General features: G+C 45.0%; 13 protein-coding genes. 12 read left to right on the top strand and 1 reads right to left on the bottom strand.

The window, feature by feature from the left end; genetic code table 11:
* The first annotated feature begins 18 nt into the window (after window positions 1-18).
* From araA to rpiB, 6 genes are all read left to right on the top strand, one after another.
* Window positions 19-1,548, top strand: a complete 1,530-nt coding sequence (araA, locus tag AB5443_RS01005; RefSeq protein WP_368113052.1) for an L-arabinose isomerase — start codon at window positions 19-21, stop codon at window positions 1,546-1,548.
* 22 nt (window positions 1,549-1,570) lie between these two features.
* The gene (locus tag AB5443_RS01010) at window positions 1,571-3,166 is read left to right on the top strand and encodes a xylulokinase (protein ID WP_368113053.1); all 1,596 of its coding nucleotides are present in this window, start codon (window positions 1,571-1,573) and stop codon (window positions 3,164-3,166) included.
* Between the two features lie 113 nt (window positions 3,167-3,279).
* Window positions 3,280-5,685 carry a glycoside hydrolase family 127 protein gene (locus AB5443_RS01015; RefSeq protein WP_333699523.1) on the top strand — a complete coding sequence of 802 codons (2,406 nt, stop codon included), beginning with the start codon at window positions 3,280-3,282 and terminating at the stop codon, window positions 5,683-5,685.
* A 58-nt stretch (window positions 5,686-5,743) separates the two neighbouring features.
* Window positions 5,744-7,288, top strand: a complete 1,545-nt coding sequence (locus tag AB5443_RS01020) for an alpha-N-arabinofuranosidase (RefSeq protein ID WP_368113054.1) — start codon at window positions 5,744-5,746, stop codon at window positions 7,286-7,288.
* A gap of 142 nt (window positions 7,289-7,430) precedes the next feature.
* Window positions 7,431-9,440, top strand: a complete 2,010-nt coding sequence (locus tag AB5443_RS01025) for a transketolase family protein (protein ID WP_368113055.1) — start codon at window positions 7,431-7,433, stop codon at window positions 9,438-9,440.
* Window positions 9,440-9,874, top strand: coding sequence for a ribose 5-phosphate isomerase B (gene rpiB / locus AB5443_RS01030; RefSeq protein ID WP_044656153.1), 435 nt, complete (start codon window positions 9,440-9,442; stop codon window positions 9,872-9,874). The genes AB5443_RS01025 and rpiB overlap by 1 nt, the downstream gene beginning before the upstream one ends.
* 321 nt (window positions 9,875-10,195) lie before the next feature.
* Here the strand turns inward: rpiB and AB5443_RS01035 are convergent, their stop codons facing one another.
* Window positions 10,196-10,675, bottom strand: a complete 480-nt coding sequence (locus AB5443_RS01035; RefSeq protein WP_073348339.1) for a DUF456 domain-containing protein — start codon at window positions 10,673-10,675, stop codon at window positions 10,196-10,198.
* A gap of 645 nt (window positions 10,676-11,320) precedes the next feature.
* Here AB5443_RS01035 and AB5443_RS01040 point away from each other — a divergent pair.
* The 6 genes from AB5443_RS01040 to AB5443_RS01065 all read left to right on the top strand — a co-directional run bounded on the left by AB5443_RS01040 (window position 11,321) and on the right by AB5443_RS01065 (window position 16,688).
* Window positions 11,321-11,602: a tol-pal system YbgF family protein gene (locus AB5443_RS01040; protein ID WP_044653122.1), complete on the top strand. Its 282-nt coding sequence runs from the start codon at window positions 11,321-11,323 to the stop codon at window positions 11,600-11,602.
* A gap of 73 nt (window positions 11,603-11,675) precedes the next feature.
* A complete protein-coding gene (locus AB5443_RS01045; RefSeq protein WP_004297419.1) occupies window positions 11,676-11,903 on the top strand; it encodes a ferredoxin family protein in 228 nt (75 codons plus the stop codon).
* An 11-nt stretch (window positions 11,904-11,914) separates the two neighbouring features.
* Window positions 11,915-12,997: a 3-methyl-2-oxobutanoate dehydrogenase subunit VorB gene (locus AB5443_RS01050; protein WP_044653656.1), complete on the top strand. Its 1,083-nt coding sequence runs from the start codon at window positions 11,915-11,917 to the stop codon at window positions 12,995-12,997.
* A gap of 193 nt (window positions 12,998-13,190) precedes the next feature.
* A complete protein-coding gene (locus AB5443_RS01055; RefSeq protein WP_044653655.1) occupies window positions 13,191-13,955 on the top strand; it encodes a thiamine pyrophosphate-dependent enzyme in 765 nt (254 codons plus the stop codon).
* 20 nt (window positions 13,956-13,975) lie between these two features.
* Window positions 13,976-14,518 carry a 2-oxoacid:acceptor oxidoreductase family protein gene (locus AB5443_RS01060; protein WP_022138093.1) on the top strand — a complete coding sequence of 181 codons (543 nt, stop codon included), beginning with the start codon at window positions 13,976-13,978 and terminating at the stop codon, window positions 14,516-14,518.
* A 121-nt stretch (window positions 14,519-14,639) separates the two neighbouring features.
* Window positions 14,640-16,688 (top strand): putative porin, encoded by a 2,049-nt coding sequence (locus tag AB5443_RS01065; RefSeq protein WP_368113056.1) that lies wholly within the window; start codon window positions 14,640-14,642, stop codon window positions 16,686-16,688.
* Window positions 16,689-16,701: the final 13 nt, after the last annotated feature.

Genomic DNA, 16,701 nt, shown 5'->3' on the forward strand with positions numbered 1-16,701 from the left:
AGTAAAACAAGTAAAGATATGAATAACGTATTTGACCAATATGAAGTATGGTTCGTAACAGGAGCACAGCTTTTGTACGGAGGTGACGCAGTAATCGCAGTAGACGCACACTCTAATGAAATGGTTAACGGACTGAATGAATCCGGTAAACTTCCTGTTAAAGTAGTATATAAAGGAACGGCCAATTCTTCCAAAGAAGTGGAAGCTGTTTTCAAAGCAGCCAATAATGATGAAAAGTGTGTTGGTGTTATCACCTGGATGCATACTTTCTCTCCTGCTAAAATGTGGATTCATGGTTTGCAGCAGTTGAAGAAACCGTTGCTGCACCTGCACACCCAGTTCAACAAGGAAATTCCTTGGGATACAATGGATATGGACTTCATGAACCTGAACCAGTCGGCTCATGGCGACCGTGAATTCGGACACATCTGTACCCGTATGCGTATCCGTCGCAAAGTGGTGGTAGGCTACTGGAAAGAAGAAGATACACTGCATAAGATTGCCGTTTGGATGCGTGTATGCGCAGGTTGGGCAGACTCACAGGATATGCTTATCATCCGTTTCGGCGACCAGATGAATAATGTAGCTGTAACCGACGGTGACAAAGTAGAAGCTGAACAGCGCATGGGTTACCACGTAGACTACTGTCCGGTAAGCGAACTGATGGAATACCACAAAGATATTAAAGACGCTGACGTAGATGCATTGGTAGCTACTTATTTCAAGGAATACGACCACGATGCTTCTTTGGAAGACAAGTCGACAGAAGCTTACCAGAAAGTATGGAATGCCGCGAAAGCCGAACTTGCCATGCGTGCTATCCTGAAAGCGAAAGGCGCCAAAGGTTTCACAACCAACTTCGACGATTTGGGTGACATAGAATACAATGGTTTCGACCAGATTCCGGGATTGGCTTCCCAACGCCTGATGGCAGAAGGTTACGGATTCGGTGCTGAAGGCGACTGGAAATCGGCTGCTCTTTACCGCACTGTATGGGTAATGAATCAGGGACTTCCCAAAGGCTGCTCCTTCCTGGAAGACTATACATTGAACTTCGATGGTGCAAGAAGCTCTATCCTTCAATCACATATGTTGGAAATCTGTCCGCTTATCGCAGCCAACAAACCTCGCCTGGAAGTACACTTCCTCGGTATAGGTATTCGCAAGAGCCAGACAGCACGTCTTGTATTCACTTCAAAAACAGGAACAGGCTGTACTGCTACCGTAGTAGATATGGGTAACCGTTTCCGTCTGATTGTGAACGATGTAGAATGTATCGAACCGAAACCGCTTCCTAAATTGCCGGTTGCTTCCGCCCTTTGGATTCCGATGCCTGACCTCGAAGTAGGTGCAGGTGCATGGATTTTGGCAGGTGGTACTCATCACTCTTGCTTCTCTTACGACCTGACAGCCGAATACTGGGAAGATTACGCTGAAATCGCCGGTATCGAAATGGTACATATCAACAAGGATACGACTATCAGCTGCTTCAAGAAAGAACTCCGTATGAACGAAGTTTATTATATGCTGAATAAAGCACTTTGCTAAACCTTAAAATATTAATTTCAACATGAAATTAGATGCAAAATCAACCATCGAGGCAGGTAAAGCCATTCTTGGTATCGAACTCGGTTCGACACGAATAAAAGCTGTCTTGATTGACCAGGAAAACAAGCCCATTGCTCAAGGAAGCCACACTTGGGAAAACCAGTTAGTCGACGGGCTTTGGACGTATAGCATTGAAGCCATATGGAACGGAATGCAAGATTGCTATGCCGACCTTCGCTCTAACGTAAAGAACTCATATGGCATAGAAATCGAAAACCTGGCAGCCATCGGTGTCAGCGCCATGATGCATGGCTATATGCCATTCAACAAAAAAGAAGAAATCCTCGTACCCTTCCGCACGTGGAGAAACACCAATACAGGTCAGGCAGCAGCAGCCTTATCAGAATTGTTTGTCTACAACATCCCTCTAAGATGGAGCATTTCCCACTTGTATCAGGCTATTCTGAACAACGAAGCTCACGTCAAGGAGATTGATTTCCTGACAACCCTTGCAGGTTATGTGCATTGGCAGATAACAGGTGAAAAGGTATTAGGCATAGGCGACGCATCGGGTATGCTTCCCATAGATTCAACTACCAACAACTACTCTGCAGAAATGGTGGCGAAATTCGACAATCTGATTGCGCCGAAGGAATATAACTGGAAATTGCTGGATATTCTGCCCAAAGTATTACCGGCAGGTAAAAATGCGGGTGTCCTCACGCCGGAAGGAAGCAAAAAGCTCGACGTATCAGGTCATTTGAAGGCAGGAATACCGGTTTGTCCGCCGGAAGGAGATGCCGGTACCGGCATGGTTGCAACCAATGCGGTGAAACAGCGTACCGGAAACGTATCGGCAGGTACTTCCTCATTCTCCATGATTGTATTGGAAAAAGAATTGTCCCGACCATACGAGATGATTGACATGGTCACCACTCCTGACGGAAGTCCCGTAGCCATGGTACATTGTAACAACTGCACTTCCGACCTCAATGCATGGGTCAACCTGTTCAAGGAATATCAGGAACTTCTGGGCATCCCCGTAAATATGGATGAAATATATGGCAAGCTCTATAATATTGCGCTCACAGGTGACGCTGATTGCGGAGGTCTTCTCTCGTACAACTACATCTCAGGCGAACCTGTAACAGGACTTGCTGAAGGAAGACCGTTGTTTGTACGTTCGGCAAATGACAAGTTCAACCTGGCAAACTTCATGCGGACTCACTTATACGCTTCAGTAGGAGTTCTCAAGATTGGCAACGACATCCTGTTCAACGAAGAAAAAGTCAAAGTCGACAGAATTACAGGTCACGGAGGATTATTCAGAACAAAGGGAGTAGGTCAGAGAATACTTGCAGCAGCTATCAATTCGCCCATTTCCGTAATGGAGACAGCCGGTGAAGGTGGTGCATGGGGTATTGCCCTGCTAGGTTCTTATCTCGTGAACAATGAAAAGAAACAATCCCTTGCCGATTTTCTGGATGAAAGTGTATTTGTCGGTGACGCCGGTGTCGAGGTATCCCCCACACCCGAAGATGTAGCCGGATTCAATACATACATCGAAAACTACAAGGCAGGATTGCCCATTGAAGAAGCAGCAGTCAAATTTAAATAAGCTTCCTCACAGGCAGCTTTCTCTGCTTTTTTCTCAATAACCATATTTAAGTATTCACATAAACTATCCCCATCCCCTCTCCTTTTGGAGAGGGATAAGGGGAGACTATTATTATGAAAACCACCTCGTTCATACTTGCACTCATCCTATCCGCTTCACTGGCTAAAGCACAAAACGCTCCACAAGTGTCTTACTTCCCGTTACAGGATGTAAAGTTATTGGATAGTCCTTTCTTACAAGCCCAACAGACTGATTTACATTACATACTAGCTCTCGACCCCGACCGTCTGCTCGCTCCTTTTCTACGTGAAGCGGGACTGACACCGAAAGCTCCAAGCTACACCAACTGGGAGAATACCGGATTGGACGGACATATCGGCGGACATTATTTATCCGCACTCTCCATGATGTATGCTGCTACGGGAGACACCGCAGTTTACAATCGCCTCAACTATATGCTGGGTGAACTTCACCGTGCACAGCAAGCAGTAGGCACAGGATTTATCGGAGGAACTCCGGGAAGTCTCCAACTTTGGAAAGAAATAAAAGCAGGAAATATCCGTGCCGGTGGTTTCGACCTTAACGGCAAATGGGTACCTCTCTACAATATACACAAGACCTATGCCGGATTGCGGGACGCATATATCTACGCCAACAGTGATTTGGCACGCCAAATGCTTATTTCCCTGACAGACTGGATGATTGACATCACTTCCGGACTAAGCGATAAACAAATACAGGATATGCTTCGCAGCGAACATGGCGGATTGAATGAAACATTCGCCGATGTAGCAGAAATCACAGGAGACAAGAAATATCTGGAACTGGCACGCCGATTCTCCCATGAAGTAATCCTTGACCCGCTTATCAAAGATGAAGACCGATTGACAGGTATGCACGCCAACACACAGATACCAAAAGTTATCGGATACAAACGAGTTGCCGAACTGTCACAAGATGATAAAAACTGGAATCATGCTGCTGAATGGGACCATGCCGCCCGTTTCTTTTGGAATACGGTAGTCAATCACCGTTCTGTATGCATTGGTGGAAATAGCGTACGCGAACATTTCCATCCGGCAGATAATTTCACTTCCATGCTGAACGATGTCCAAGGGCCGGAAACTTGCAATACCTATAATATGCTCCGGCTAACCAAAATGCTTTATCAGAACTCTCAAAATCCGTATCATGCCAATGAACCGGATCCAACTTATGTGAATTATTACGAACGCGCACTTTACAATCATATCCTGGCATCACAAGAGCCGGATAAGGGCGGATTTGTTTACTTCACTCCTATGCGTCCCGGACATTATCGTGTTTATTCACAACCGGAAACATCCATGTGGTGCTGTGTCGGTTCAGGTTTGGAGAATCATACCAAATACGGTGAATTTATCTATGCACATCAGAAAGATACGCTTTACGTCAATCTTTTCATCCCCTCACAACTGACCTGGAAAGAGCAAGGCATTACCTTGACACAAGAGACCCGTTTTCCTGATGATGGAAAAGTAACCTTACGAATGGATGAAGCACCTAAAAAGAAATTCACATTGATGATACGTATTCCTGAATGGGCTAAAAACTCCAAAGATTATGCAATAACAATCAATGGAAAGAAAAGTCAGTTTGTCATACGTCCGGGAGAGAGTATTTATCTACCCATTCATCGCAAATGGAAAAAAGGAGATGTCATTACATTCAATCTGCCAATGGAAGTCAGTCTTGAGCAGATACCTGACAAGAAAGACTATTACGCTTTTTTGTATGGTCCTATCGTCCTTGCTGCATCCACGGGCACTGAACATCTCGATGGTTTATATGCAGACGACAGTCGTGGCGGACATATCGCTCATGGCAAACAAATACCTTTGCAGGAAGTCCCGATGCTGATAGGAAACCCGGATTCAATCTGTAAATCTCTTCAGAAAGAACAAAACAGCCGGATTACTTTCAGTTACAACGGAGAGGTTTATCCGGCACAAGGCAAAGCATTGGAACTCGTTCCATTCTTCCGCCTGCACAATTCCCGCTATGCCGTTTACTTCCGCCAGGCAAGTGAAGAACAATTCAAAGCTATTCAGGAAGAAATGGCAATGACCGAAAGAAAAGCGACAGAACTGGCCAATCAAACTATCGACTTGATTTTCCCCGGTGAGCAACAACCGGAATCCGACCACGGTATCCGATACGAACAGGCAGAAACAGGAACGAACAAAGACCGTCACTTCCGTCGTGCCAAAGGTTGGTTCAGTTATAATCTGAAAGTAAAGGAAGAAGCAAGCCGGATTATGATTACAGTACGCAAAGATGAACGAAATAAAGTAACCATTCTCCTGAATAACGAGAAACTGGCAGTAAATCCGACTATCAGCGAAGCAGATAAAGACGGTTTCACTACCCTCTCCTGGCTTCTGCCACAGAAGTTGAAAGCCGGCAGTTATCCGATACGTTTCAGCCCTGACGGCACAGAGTGGACTCCCGCCATTTACGAGATACGCTTACTCAAATAAAGGCAAAAAGAAAGACATCATCAAATATCTATATAATCATTTAAACAAATACCATTTTATGAAAGCAAAACTATTAGTCAGCACGGCCTTTCTGGCAGCTTCCGTGTCTCTTTCCGCACAAAAGAGCGCCACCATCACCGTACATGCCGACCAAGGCAAAGAAATCATCCCGAAAGAAATCTACGGTCAGTTTGCCGAACACCTGGGTTCATGTATCTATGGTGGCCTTTGGGTAGGCGAAAATTCGGATATACCTAATATCAAAGGCTATCGTACGGACGTATTTAACGCATTAAAGGATTTGGCTGTTCCTGTTCTCCGTTGGCCGGGCGGTTGCTTCGCCGACGAATATCACTGGATGGACGGTATCGGCCCGAAAGCAGACCGTCCGAAGATGGTTAATAATAACTGGGGCGGAACGATTGAGGACAACAGTTTCGGTACACATGAATTCCTGAATCTCTGCGAAATGTTGGGTTGCGAACCTTACGTGAGCGGAAATGTAGGCAGCGGTACGGTAGAGGAACTTGCCAAATGGGTGGAATACATGACGTCGGACGGCGACTCGCCTATGGCAAATCTCCGCCGCAAAAACGGCCGTGACAAAGCATGGAAAGTTAAATATCTCGGTGTAGGAAATGAAAGTTGGGGATGCGGTGGAAGTATGCGTCCGGAATATTACGCAGACCTGTACCGCCGTTATTCCACTTATTGCCGCAATTATGACGGCAACCGCCTGTATAAGATTGCCAGCGGTGCGAGCGACTACGACTACAACTGGACAGATGTATTGATGAACCGTGTAGGACATCGTATGCAAGGTCTTTCTCTCCATTATTATACCGTAACCGGATGGAGTGGCAGCAAGACTTCCGCCACCCGATTCAACAAGGACGATTATTACTGGACAATGGGCAAATGCCTGGAAGTGGAAGACGTACTCAAGAAGCATTGCGCCATCATGGACAAATACGACAAAGATAAGAAAATCGCTCTTTTATTGGACGAATGGGGAACTTGGTGGGACGAAGAACCCGGAACTATCAGAGGACACCTGTATCAACAAAACACCATGCGCGACGCTTTCGTAGCTTCTTTGAGCCTTGATGTATTCCACAAATACACAGACCGCCTGAAGATGGCAAACATCGCACAGATTGTCAATGTACTTCAATCCATGATTCTGACGAAGGACAAAGAGATGGTGCTTACTCCCACCTATTATGTATTCAAGATGTACAAAGTGCATCAGGATGCCACCTATCTTCCCATCGACCTGAACTGCGAAAAGGTGAATGCACGTGATAATCGCACCGTACCTATGGTAAGCGCCACCGCTTCGAAAGACAAGAACGGTATCATTCATATTTCACTCTCCAATGTAGATGCTGACGACGCACAGGAAATTACCATCAATTTGGGAAATACGAAAGCGAAAAAAGCTGTCGGAGAAATCCTGACCTCTGCCAAACTGACCGATTACAATTCTTTTGAAAATCCTGATATTGTAAAACCGGCACCTTTCAAAGAGGTAAAAATCAATAAAGGTACAATGAAGGTAAAACTTCCCGCTAAGTCCATTGTTACTTTAGAGTTACAGTAATTTTAGGGCTGTCACTTATTGTTCCACAAACAAGAAGACTGTTAAAATGGTAATAAAAAAGATAGTACTTTTGGATTGTTAAATCCACATAAAGAGTTATCTTTGCCAGCAATCTGACAGAAATCCATTAAATTTTAAAGATATGAACGATAACAAACTTATGAATCGTGCAGCGGATAACATCCGTATTCTTGCTGCTTCAATGGTTGAAAAAGCCAATTCCGGTCACCCGGGTGGTGCCATGGGTGGTGCTGATTTTGTTAATGTACTCTTCTCCGAGTTTCTAGTATACGACCCCGAAAACCCACGTTGGGAAGGACGTGACCGTTTCTTCCTCGATCCGGGTCATATGTCTCCGATGCTTTATTCCACACTGGCATTGACAGGAAAATTCACGTTGGATGAATTGAAAGAATTCCGTCAATGGGGAAGCCCTACTCCGGGACATCCTGAAGTAGATATCATGCGTGGCATTGAAAACACTTCCGGCCCGTTGGGACAGGGACATACTTTCGCCGTAGGTGCCGCGATTGCCGCAAAATTCCTGAAAGCCCGTTTCAATGAGGTGATGAACCAAACCATCTATGCTTACATTTCGGACGGTGGTATTCAGGAAGAAATCTCTCAAGGTTCCGGACGTATTGCCGGCGCACTGGGACTGGACAACCTGATTATGTTCTATGACTCCAACGATATCCAGCTTTCTACAGAAACGAAAGATGTGACCGTTGAAGACACAGCCATGAAATATGAAGCATGGGGATGGAACGTACTTACCATCAATGGTAACGACGCGGACGAAATCCGCGCAGCTATCAAGGAAGCACAGGCTGAAAAAGAACGCCCGACACTGATTATCGGTAAGACCGTAATGGGTAAAGGCGCACGCAAGGCAGACGGCAGCAGCTATGAAGCTAACTGCGCTACACACGGTGCCCCTCTCGGCGGTGACGCTTATGTAAATACAATCAAAAATTTGGGCGGTGATCCTACCAACCCGTTCGTTATATTCCCCGAAGTAGCCGAATTGTATGCTAAACGTGCGGAAGAACTGAAGAAAATCGTAGCTGAAAGATATGCAGCAAAAGCCGCATGGGCAAAAGCGAACCCTGAACTGGCTGCCAAACTGGAAGCATTCTTCTCCGGCAAAGCTCCGAAAGTGGACTGGGCCGCTATCGAACAGAAAGCAGGCAGCGCAACACGTGCCGCATCTGCAACTGTATTGGGAGCACTTGCCACTCAAGTGGAAAACATGATTGTCGCTTCTGCCGACCTTTCCAACTCTGACAAGACCGACGGCTTCCTGAAGAAAACCCATTCTTTCAAGAAAGGTGATTTCAGCGGAGCATTCTTCCAGGCCGGCGTATCTGAGTTGTCAATGGCTTGTATCTGTATCGGTATGTCACTTCACGGTGGTGTAATCGCAGCTTGCGGTACTTTCTTTGTATTCTCTGACTATATGAAACCTGCCGTACGTATGGCTGCCCTGATGGAACAACCCGTGAAGTTCATCTGGACACACGATGCATTCCGCGTAGGTGAAGACGGCCCTACTCACGAACCGGTAGAGCAGGAAGCACAAATCCGCCTGATGGAGAAACTGAAAAACCACAAGGGACACAACTCTATGCTGGTACTTCGTCCGGCCGACGCAGAAGAAACAACTATCGCATGGAAACTTGCCATGGAAAATACATCTACTCCGACAGGCTTGATTTTCTCTCGTCAGAATATTGTTAGCTTGCCCTCAGGAACGGATTACGAACAAGCATCCAAAGGTGCTTATATCGTAGCAGGTTCTGACGAAAACCCGGATGTAATCCTCGTAGCTTCCGGTTCTGAAGTGGCTACTTTGGTAGCCGGCACAGAATTGCTTCGTAAAGACGGTGTAAAAGTACGTATTGTATCTGCTCCGTCCGAAGGTCTGTTCCGCAGCCAGTCCAAAGAGTATCAGGAATCTATTCTTCCTTCAGCAGCCAAGATCTTCGGTATGACCGCCGGTCTGCCTGTCACCTTGCAAGGTCTGGTAGGTTGCCACGGTAAAGTTTGGGGACTGGAATCTTTCGGTTTCTCCGCTCCTTACACTGTATTGGATGAGAAACTTGGATTTACTGCCGAGAACGTGTATAACCAAGTAAAAGCAATGCTCTAATGAAAACAATCGGATTAGCATGCGACCATGCCGGCTTTGAACTAAAAGAATATGTTCGTGGCTGGCTGGAAGTAAAAGGTTGGGCTTACAAAGATTTCGGAACTAACTCTACCGCAAGCGTAGACTATCCGGACTATGCTCATCCGCTAGCCCTTGCAGTGGAATCGGGTGAATGTTATCCCGGTATCGCTATCTGCGGCAGCGGAAACGGAATCAATATGACGCTGAACAAACATCAGGGTATTCGTGCCGCTCTTTGCTGGAATGCAGAGATTGCACATCTTGCCCGTCAGCACAATGACGCCAACATTCTGGTAATGCCGGGACGCTTCATCAGCACTGAAGAAGCGGACATGATTTTGACAGAGTTCTTCTCTACAAAGTTTGACGGCGGCCGTCATCAGAACCGTATTGATAAGATTCCGGTAAAATAAAGCCTGAAAAGATAAAATAAATAAGGCAGCTATTTATAGGATGGTACAACATCAAATAAAATAGCTGCCTTTATTTTTGAATAACTGAATCGTATATCCGGGAAATATGTACCACATATTTACCATTTCAATCTTCTAAAACCATTCATTCGTTTTCCCGCCTTCCTTATTCATTGAAAATTGTTTATCCTTTATACACAAACCCTTTTTAAGTTTATAATAAAAACGTTCATCGTTTATTATAAACGGGCCTACAGTTTATTATAAACTCTCACCAGACATTTCAGTAACTTACATTTGAATTTATACAACAAAAAAGGCTTACCGGATAAAACCTATAATAAACTGATAACAGAAATAACCGCAGACAACGAACTTCAGCAATGTTCCCAATATGAACCCGATCAATGAGCCGAATCCGGATTTGAGTGCCTGGGAAAACTCCTTATTCCCCAGCAACTCACCAATCACTGCTCCGAGGAAAGGCCCGAGAATAATTCCCCAAGGCAAGAAAAGAAGTCCGGCCAAAGTTCCGATGATACATCCCCAATTTCCCCATTTACTGCCACCACTATACTTACTGCCCAGCATCGGCGTAAAATAATCCAAGACCTGCAAAACAGCTACAATCAATAACCACACGATTAATTGCGTCGCAGTATATTCCACCTTATCCGTGAAATGGAGAATAACCAGTCCTAAATAAGCAACAGGCGGGCCGGGCACCATAGGAAGTACACAACCGGCCAACCCGATTATCAAACAGAGGGCACTTATCACAATCAAAATAATGTCCAGCATAGTCTATACATTTTAATATCTGCACAAAAATACAGTATCTTTCAGTAAATGCAAGCTAACATCCGGAATTATTTCTTGAAGTATCCCGATGAGCCGTGAATCTCTTTAGGACAGATTCCGGTTAGCTATAACGAAAATAAAATTAGCTATAATGAAAAACGGATTAGCTATAATGAAAAAAAAATTTGCTATAATGAAACCGGAATTAGCTATAGCGAAAAGTTCAAGCGACTATAACGGGATTTCATCAAATACATCGCATTATGGAGAATAAGCAAGGGGGGCAGTTTTCTTATTATAATTGATTTTTATATAATAATGTACGCGCGCAGGCGCGGAATATTATTCTTTTTAATGCAAAAAAAGCGTGTATTTGAGGGTGAGGGGCTCACCCTCAAATACACGCTTTTTTCATCTAATAAAATATTATATAAAGAGAATAATTTCTTCTTCAAACCCAGTCCGGCAGTACCCGTATTGCCACCGTACACGTATCTGTTGGAAGTGAAGTATGCGAAAGCCGGTGCGTCGGATAAAGAAGTAATATGCAATAAACTCAAAACGATGCAAATTTCCGTCCACGTTTGCCCCATTTACATAAATAAAAACTATCTTTGCGTTTCAGAATCCCGAAAGACGAAAGAAATGGAGCAAATAGACAACCTAAAAGAGCTTATCAATCAGGGGGACGTGGACACAGCGATCAAGCAATTGGATCAGCTTCTCCAGGACACTTCTGTCGAAAAAGAGAAAGATGCCCTTTATTATTTACGGGGAAATGCCTACCGGAAAAAAGGAGATTGGAAACGGGCGCTGGACAACTACCAGTATGCTATCGAAATCAATCCCGACAGTCCTGCCGTTCAGGCCAGGAAGATGGTGATAGATATCCTTAACTTCTACAACAAGGATATGTTCAACCAGTAAAGAACAGATTCAATCAATAAAGAGATGTATAATCAATAACCGTACTCAAAGATAACGTAATAAAATAAAGATTATGGCAAAAATCAAAGGAGCAATCGTAGTCGACACGGAGCGTTGCAAAGGATGCAACCTGTGTGTAGTGGCGTGTCCGCTCGATGTAATCGCCCTCAATAAAGAGGTGAATATGAAAGGCTATAACTATGCCTGGCAAGTGAAAGAAGATACCTGCAACGGATGCAGCTCGTGCGCAACGGTTTGTCCCGACGGATGTATCTCAGTGTATAAAGTAAAAGTAGAATAAAAGAAAAGAATATGGCAGAAGAAGTTGTATTAATGAAAGGAAACGAAGCCATCGCCCACGCAGCCATCCGTTGCGGTGCGGACGGGTACTTCGGTTATCCTATTACTCCCCAATCGGAAGTGTTGGAAACGCTTGCCGAACTGAAACCCTGGGAAACAACCGGTATGGTAGTGCTTCAGGCAGAAAGTGAAGTGGCAGCTATCAATATGGTGTATGGTGGCGCAGGTAGCGGAAAGATGGTACTGACATCATCTTCAAGCCCCGGTGTAAGCTTGAAACAGGAAGGTATTTCTTACATCGCCGGTGCCGAACTTCCTTGTCTGATTGTGAACGTGATGCGCGGTGGCCCCGGACTGGGAACTATCCAACCGAGCCAGGCCGACTACTTCCAGACAGTAAAAGGCGGCGGCCACGGTGACTACCGGCTGATTGCCCTCGCTCCGGCATCCGTGCAGGAAATGGCGGATTTCGTGGCACTCGGCTTCGAACTGGCTTTCAAATACCGTAACCCGGCTATCATCCTTTCCGACGGTGTTATCGGACAGATGATGGAAAAAGTAGTTCTTCCCGCGCAGAAACCACGCCGCACGGAAGAAGAAGTTATCGCGCAATGCCCGTGGGCTACTACCGGAAAAGCGAAAGGCCGCAAACCGAACATTATCACTTCTCTTGAATTGAAACCGGAAGCGATGGAAATCAACAATCTGCGTTTCCAGGCCAAATATCGCGAAATTGAAGAAAACGAAGTACGCTTCGAAGAAATAAACTGCGAAGACGCAGAATATCTGATTATTGCCTTTGGTTCAATGGCACGTATCGGTCAGAAAGCAATGGAACTCGCTCGTGAGAAAGGTATCAAAGTAGGTATCCTTCGTCCGATTACACTGTGGCCGTTCCCGACAAAAGCGATTGCCGCATACGCTGAAAAGGTGAAAGGCATGCTTGTTACGGAACTGAACGCGGGACAGATGATTGAAGATGTCCGCCTGGCTGTGAACGGTAAAATTAAGGTAGAACATTTCGGACGTCTCGGCGGCATTGTCCCCGATCCGGATGAGATTGTAACTGCTTTGGAAGAAAAAATAATCAAATAACGAAACGATGAATCCCGATAAAATAAGAAACGTACTGAACATCCTTTTTATAATATTGGCTGTGGCAGCCATCATCACCTACTTCGTAGCGCGAGATGATTTCAAAATGTTTATCTACGTATGCGGCGCGGCAATCTTTGTCAAGCTGATGGAGTTTTTTATACGGTTCACCAACAGATAAGGAGATGAAGTTATGACTAAAGAAGAAATAATCAAGCCCGAGAATCTGGTTTACAAAAAACCGACTCTGATGAACGATAACGCCATGCACTACTGCCCGGGTTGCAGTCACGGTGTGGTACACAAGCTCATTGCCGAAGTGATAGAGGAGATGGGCATGGAAGATAAGACGGTGGGAATCTCGCCGGTAGGATGCGCAGTTTTCGCCTATAATTATTTGGATATTGACTGGCAGGAAGCAGCACACGGACGCGCTCCCGCTGTGGCAACTGCCGTGAAACGCCTGTGGCCTGATCGTCTGGTATTCACTTACCAGGGTGATGGTGACCTGGCTTGTATCGGTACAGCCGAAACCATACACGCTTTGAACCGTGGCGAAAATATCACGATTATCTTTATTAATAATGCTATCTATGGTATGACCGGCGGTCAGATGGCTCCGACTACCCTCGTAGGCATGAAAAGTTCCACTTGTCCTTACGGACGTGACGTAGAACTTCACGGTTATCCGTTGAAGATGACCGAAATCGCCGCCCAACTGGAAGGGACCGCTTACGTAACCCGCCAGTCCGTACAATCCGTACCGGCTATCCGCAAGGCAAAGAAAGCAATCCGCAAGGCTTTTGAAAATTCCATGAGCGGTAAAGGTTCCAATTTGGTAGAAATCGTTTCAACTTGTAGTTCAGGTTGGAAGATGACTCCTGAAAAATCGAACAAATGGATGGAAGAACATATGTTCCCGTTCTATCCGCTGGGTGATTTAAAAGATAAAGAATAACGCTAAAAGTCAACAGAACAATGAAAGAAGAAATAATTATAGCAGGATTCGGTGGACAAGGCGTATTGTCTATGGGTAAGATTCTGGCTTATTCCGGTTTGATGGAAGGCAAGGAAGTTAGCTGGATGCCGGCTTACGGCCCTGAGCAACGTGGCGGAACGGCCAACGTTACGGTCATTGTAAGCGATGACAAGATATCCTCGCCGATTCTTAGTAAATATGACAGTGCCATCATTCTGAACCAGCCTTCACTCGAGAAGTTTGAAAGCAAAGTGAAGCCCGGCGGTATCCTTATTTATGACGGTTACGGAATTATCAACCCGCCTACCCGCAAGGACATCAAAGTATACCGCATCGACGCAATGGACGCAGCCAACGAAATGAATAATGCCAAGGCATTCAACATGATTGTGCTTGGCGGTTTATTGAAGCTCCGCCCGATTGTTACGTTGGAAAATGTCATCAAAGGACTGAAGAAAACCCTGCCTGAACGCCACCACCACTTGATACCTATGAATGAGGAAGCCATCAAGAAAGGTATGGAGTTAATCCGTGAGGTTTAATTAACAGATAATGTACAATGGATAATTGATAATTATTAGCTACGTATAGTGCGTATGCAACATAATTTTCAATTATCCATTATCATTAAATCAATAAAAGTAAGTATCTTTGTCCCCAATTATGAGACGAATCTTACTATTATATATACTGCTTTCCGTTATAGGTTTGACAACTGTCCGTGCACAGTTCGATAATGGTCGACAAAGAGTGGACGAGAACGGATACGACCAATATGGTAATCAGGTAGACCCTGCCATGATTCCGGACAGACTGGATAGTGCAAATGTCGAAGTGCAGGGGTTACCGCCTACATTATATATGTGGCGTATCAAAAATCAGTTGGGCGACCGGACTATCATTCCGGCAGATACCGCCTACCATCATTTCCAGAACACGAACCTTACAGACGGACTGACCGGACATTATAATTATCTGGGTAATATGGGTTCTCCCCGTATGTCGCGTATCTTCTTTGACCGCCGCGACCCGGAACCGACCATTTTCATGGAGCCTTTCTCCAGTTTCTTTATCCGTCCTACGGAATTCAATTTTACAAACAGTAACGTACCCTACACCAATCTTACCTATCATAAAGCGGGGAATAAAGTAAACGGTGAAGAACGTTTCAAATCATACTTCTCTGTCAATGTCAACAAGAGACTGGCTTTCGGTTTTAATATAGACTACCTGTACGGACGGGGATATTACAATAATCAGAATACGGCATACTTCAATGCCGCCTTTTTCGGTAGTTACATTGGCGACAAATATCAGATGCAAGCCATATACAGCAACAACTACCTGAAGACAAACGAAAACGGCGGTATTACTGATGACAGATATATCACAGCTCCCGAGGAAATGGCAGAGGGGCAAAGGGAATATGAATCAACCAACATCCCGACCAAACTAAACGCAACAACCAATCGTAATCACGATTTTTATGTATTCCTGACCCAACGCTACAATTTGGGATTCAAACGCGATATTGTGCAGGCTGAAAATGATACCACTCCCGCCAAACAGGAATTTGTACCGGTCACCAGCTTCATACATACCATTCAGGTAGAGCGTGCGCGGCACGGTTTTAATTCGAATGACCAAGTAGATAAAGGCTATTATCAGAATACATATTTAGACCCGGAAAGCCCGACTGTCAGAGACAGTACCACGTATATAGGAATCAAGAACACCTTAGGTATTGCTTTATTGGAAGGATTCAACAAATATGCCAAAGCCGGACTGACCGCATTTGCTTCCTATAAAATTAGCAAGTACACACTTATGAATATGAATGGCAGCCCGTCTCCCGACAAATATAATGAGAACGAAATATTTGTGGGCGGTGAACTTTCCAAACGCGAAGGAAATGTGCTTCATTATCATGCTATCGGTGAAGTGGGGCTGGCAGGAAAAGCCATCGGGCAGTTCAACGTGAAAGGGGATATTGACCTTAACTTCCCTTTGTGGAAAGATACGGTAAGTCTCATAGCCCGTGGTGAAGTCAGCAACAAACTTGCGCCTTTCTATATGCGCCATTATCACTCCAAACATTTCTTGTGGGACAATGATATGGACAAAGAATTCCGCACCCGTATCGAGGGGGAATTAAGTATCGCCCGTTGGAGAACACGGCTGAAAGCAGGAGTAGAGAACATAAAGAACTACACTTACTTTAACCAACAGGCAACACCCGAACAGAAAAGCGGAAGCCTGCAAGTATTATCCGCCAGTTTAACACAAGACTTCAAGGTGGGAATATTCCATCTGGACAATGAAGTAACCTGGCAAAAGTCCAGTGACCAGACGGTGCTTCCTCTGCCCGACCTGTCCTTGTATCACAATTTCTATATGCAGTTCAAACTGGCGAAGAAGGTACTTAGCGTACAGTTGGGTGCAGATGTGCGGTACTTTACAAAATACAATGCCCCTGCCTATATGCCTGCCATTCAGAACTTCCATCTGCAACCGACAGAAGATCAGGTAGAGATTGGCGGTTATCCGATTGTGAATGTTTACGCAAACCTGCATTTAAAGCGTACACGTTTCTATGTGATGATGTATCATGTGAACCAGGATATGAGCAGACCGAATTACTTCCTGTCACCTCACTACCCTATCAACCCCAGAGTACTGAAATTCGGCCTTTCATGGAATTTCTATGATTAACTAAACCTTTATG

Source organism: Bacteroides sp. RTP21281st1_H5_RTP21281_210402 (genome assembly GCF_040918965.1).
GTDB lineage: Bacteria > Bacteroidota > Bacteroidia > Bacteroidales > Bacteroidaceae > Bacteroides > Bacteroides congonensis.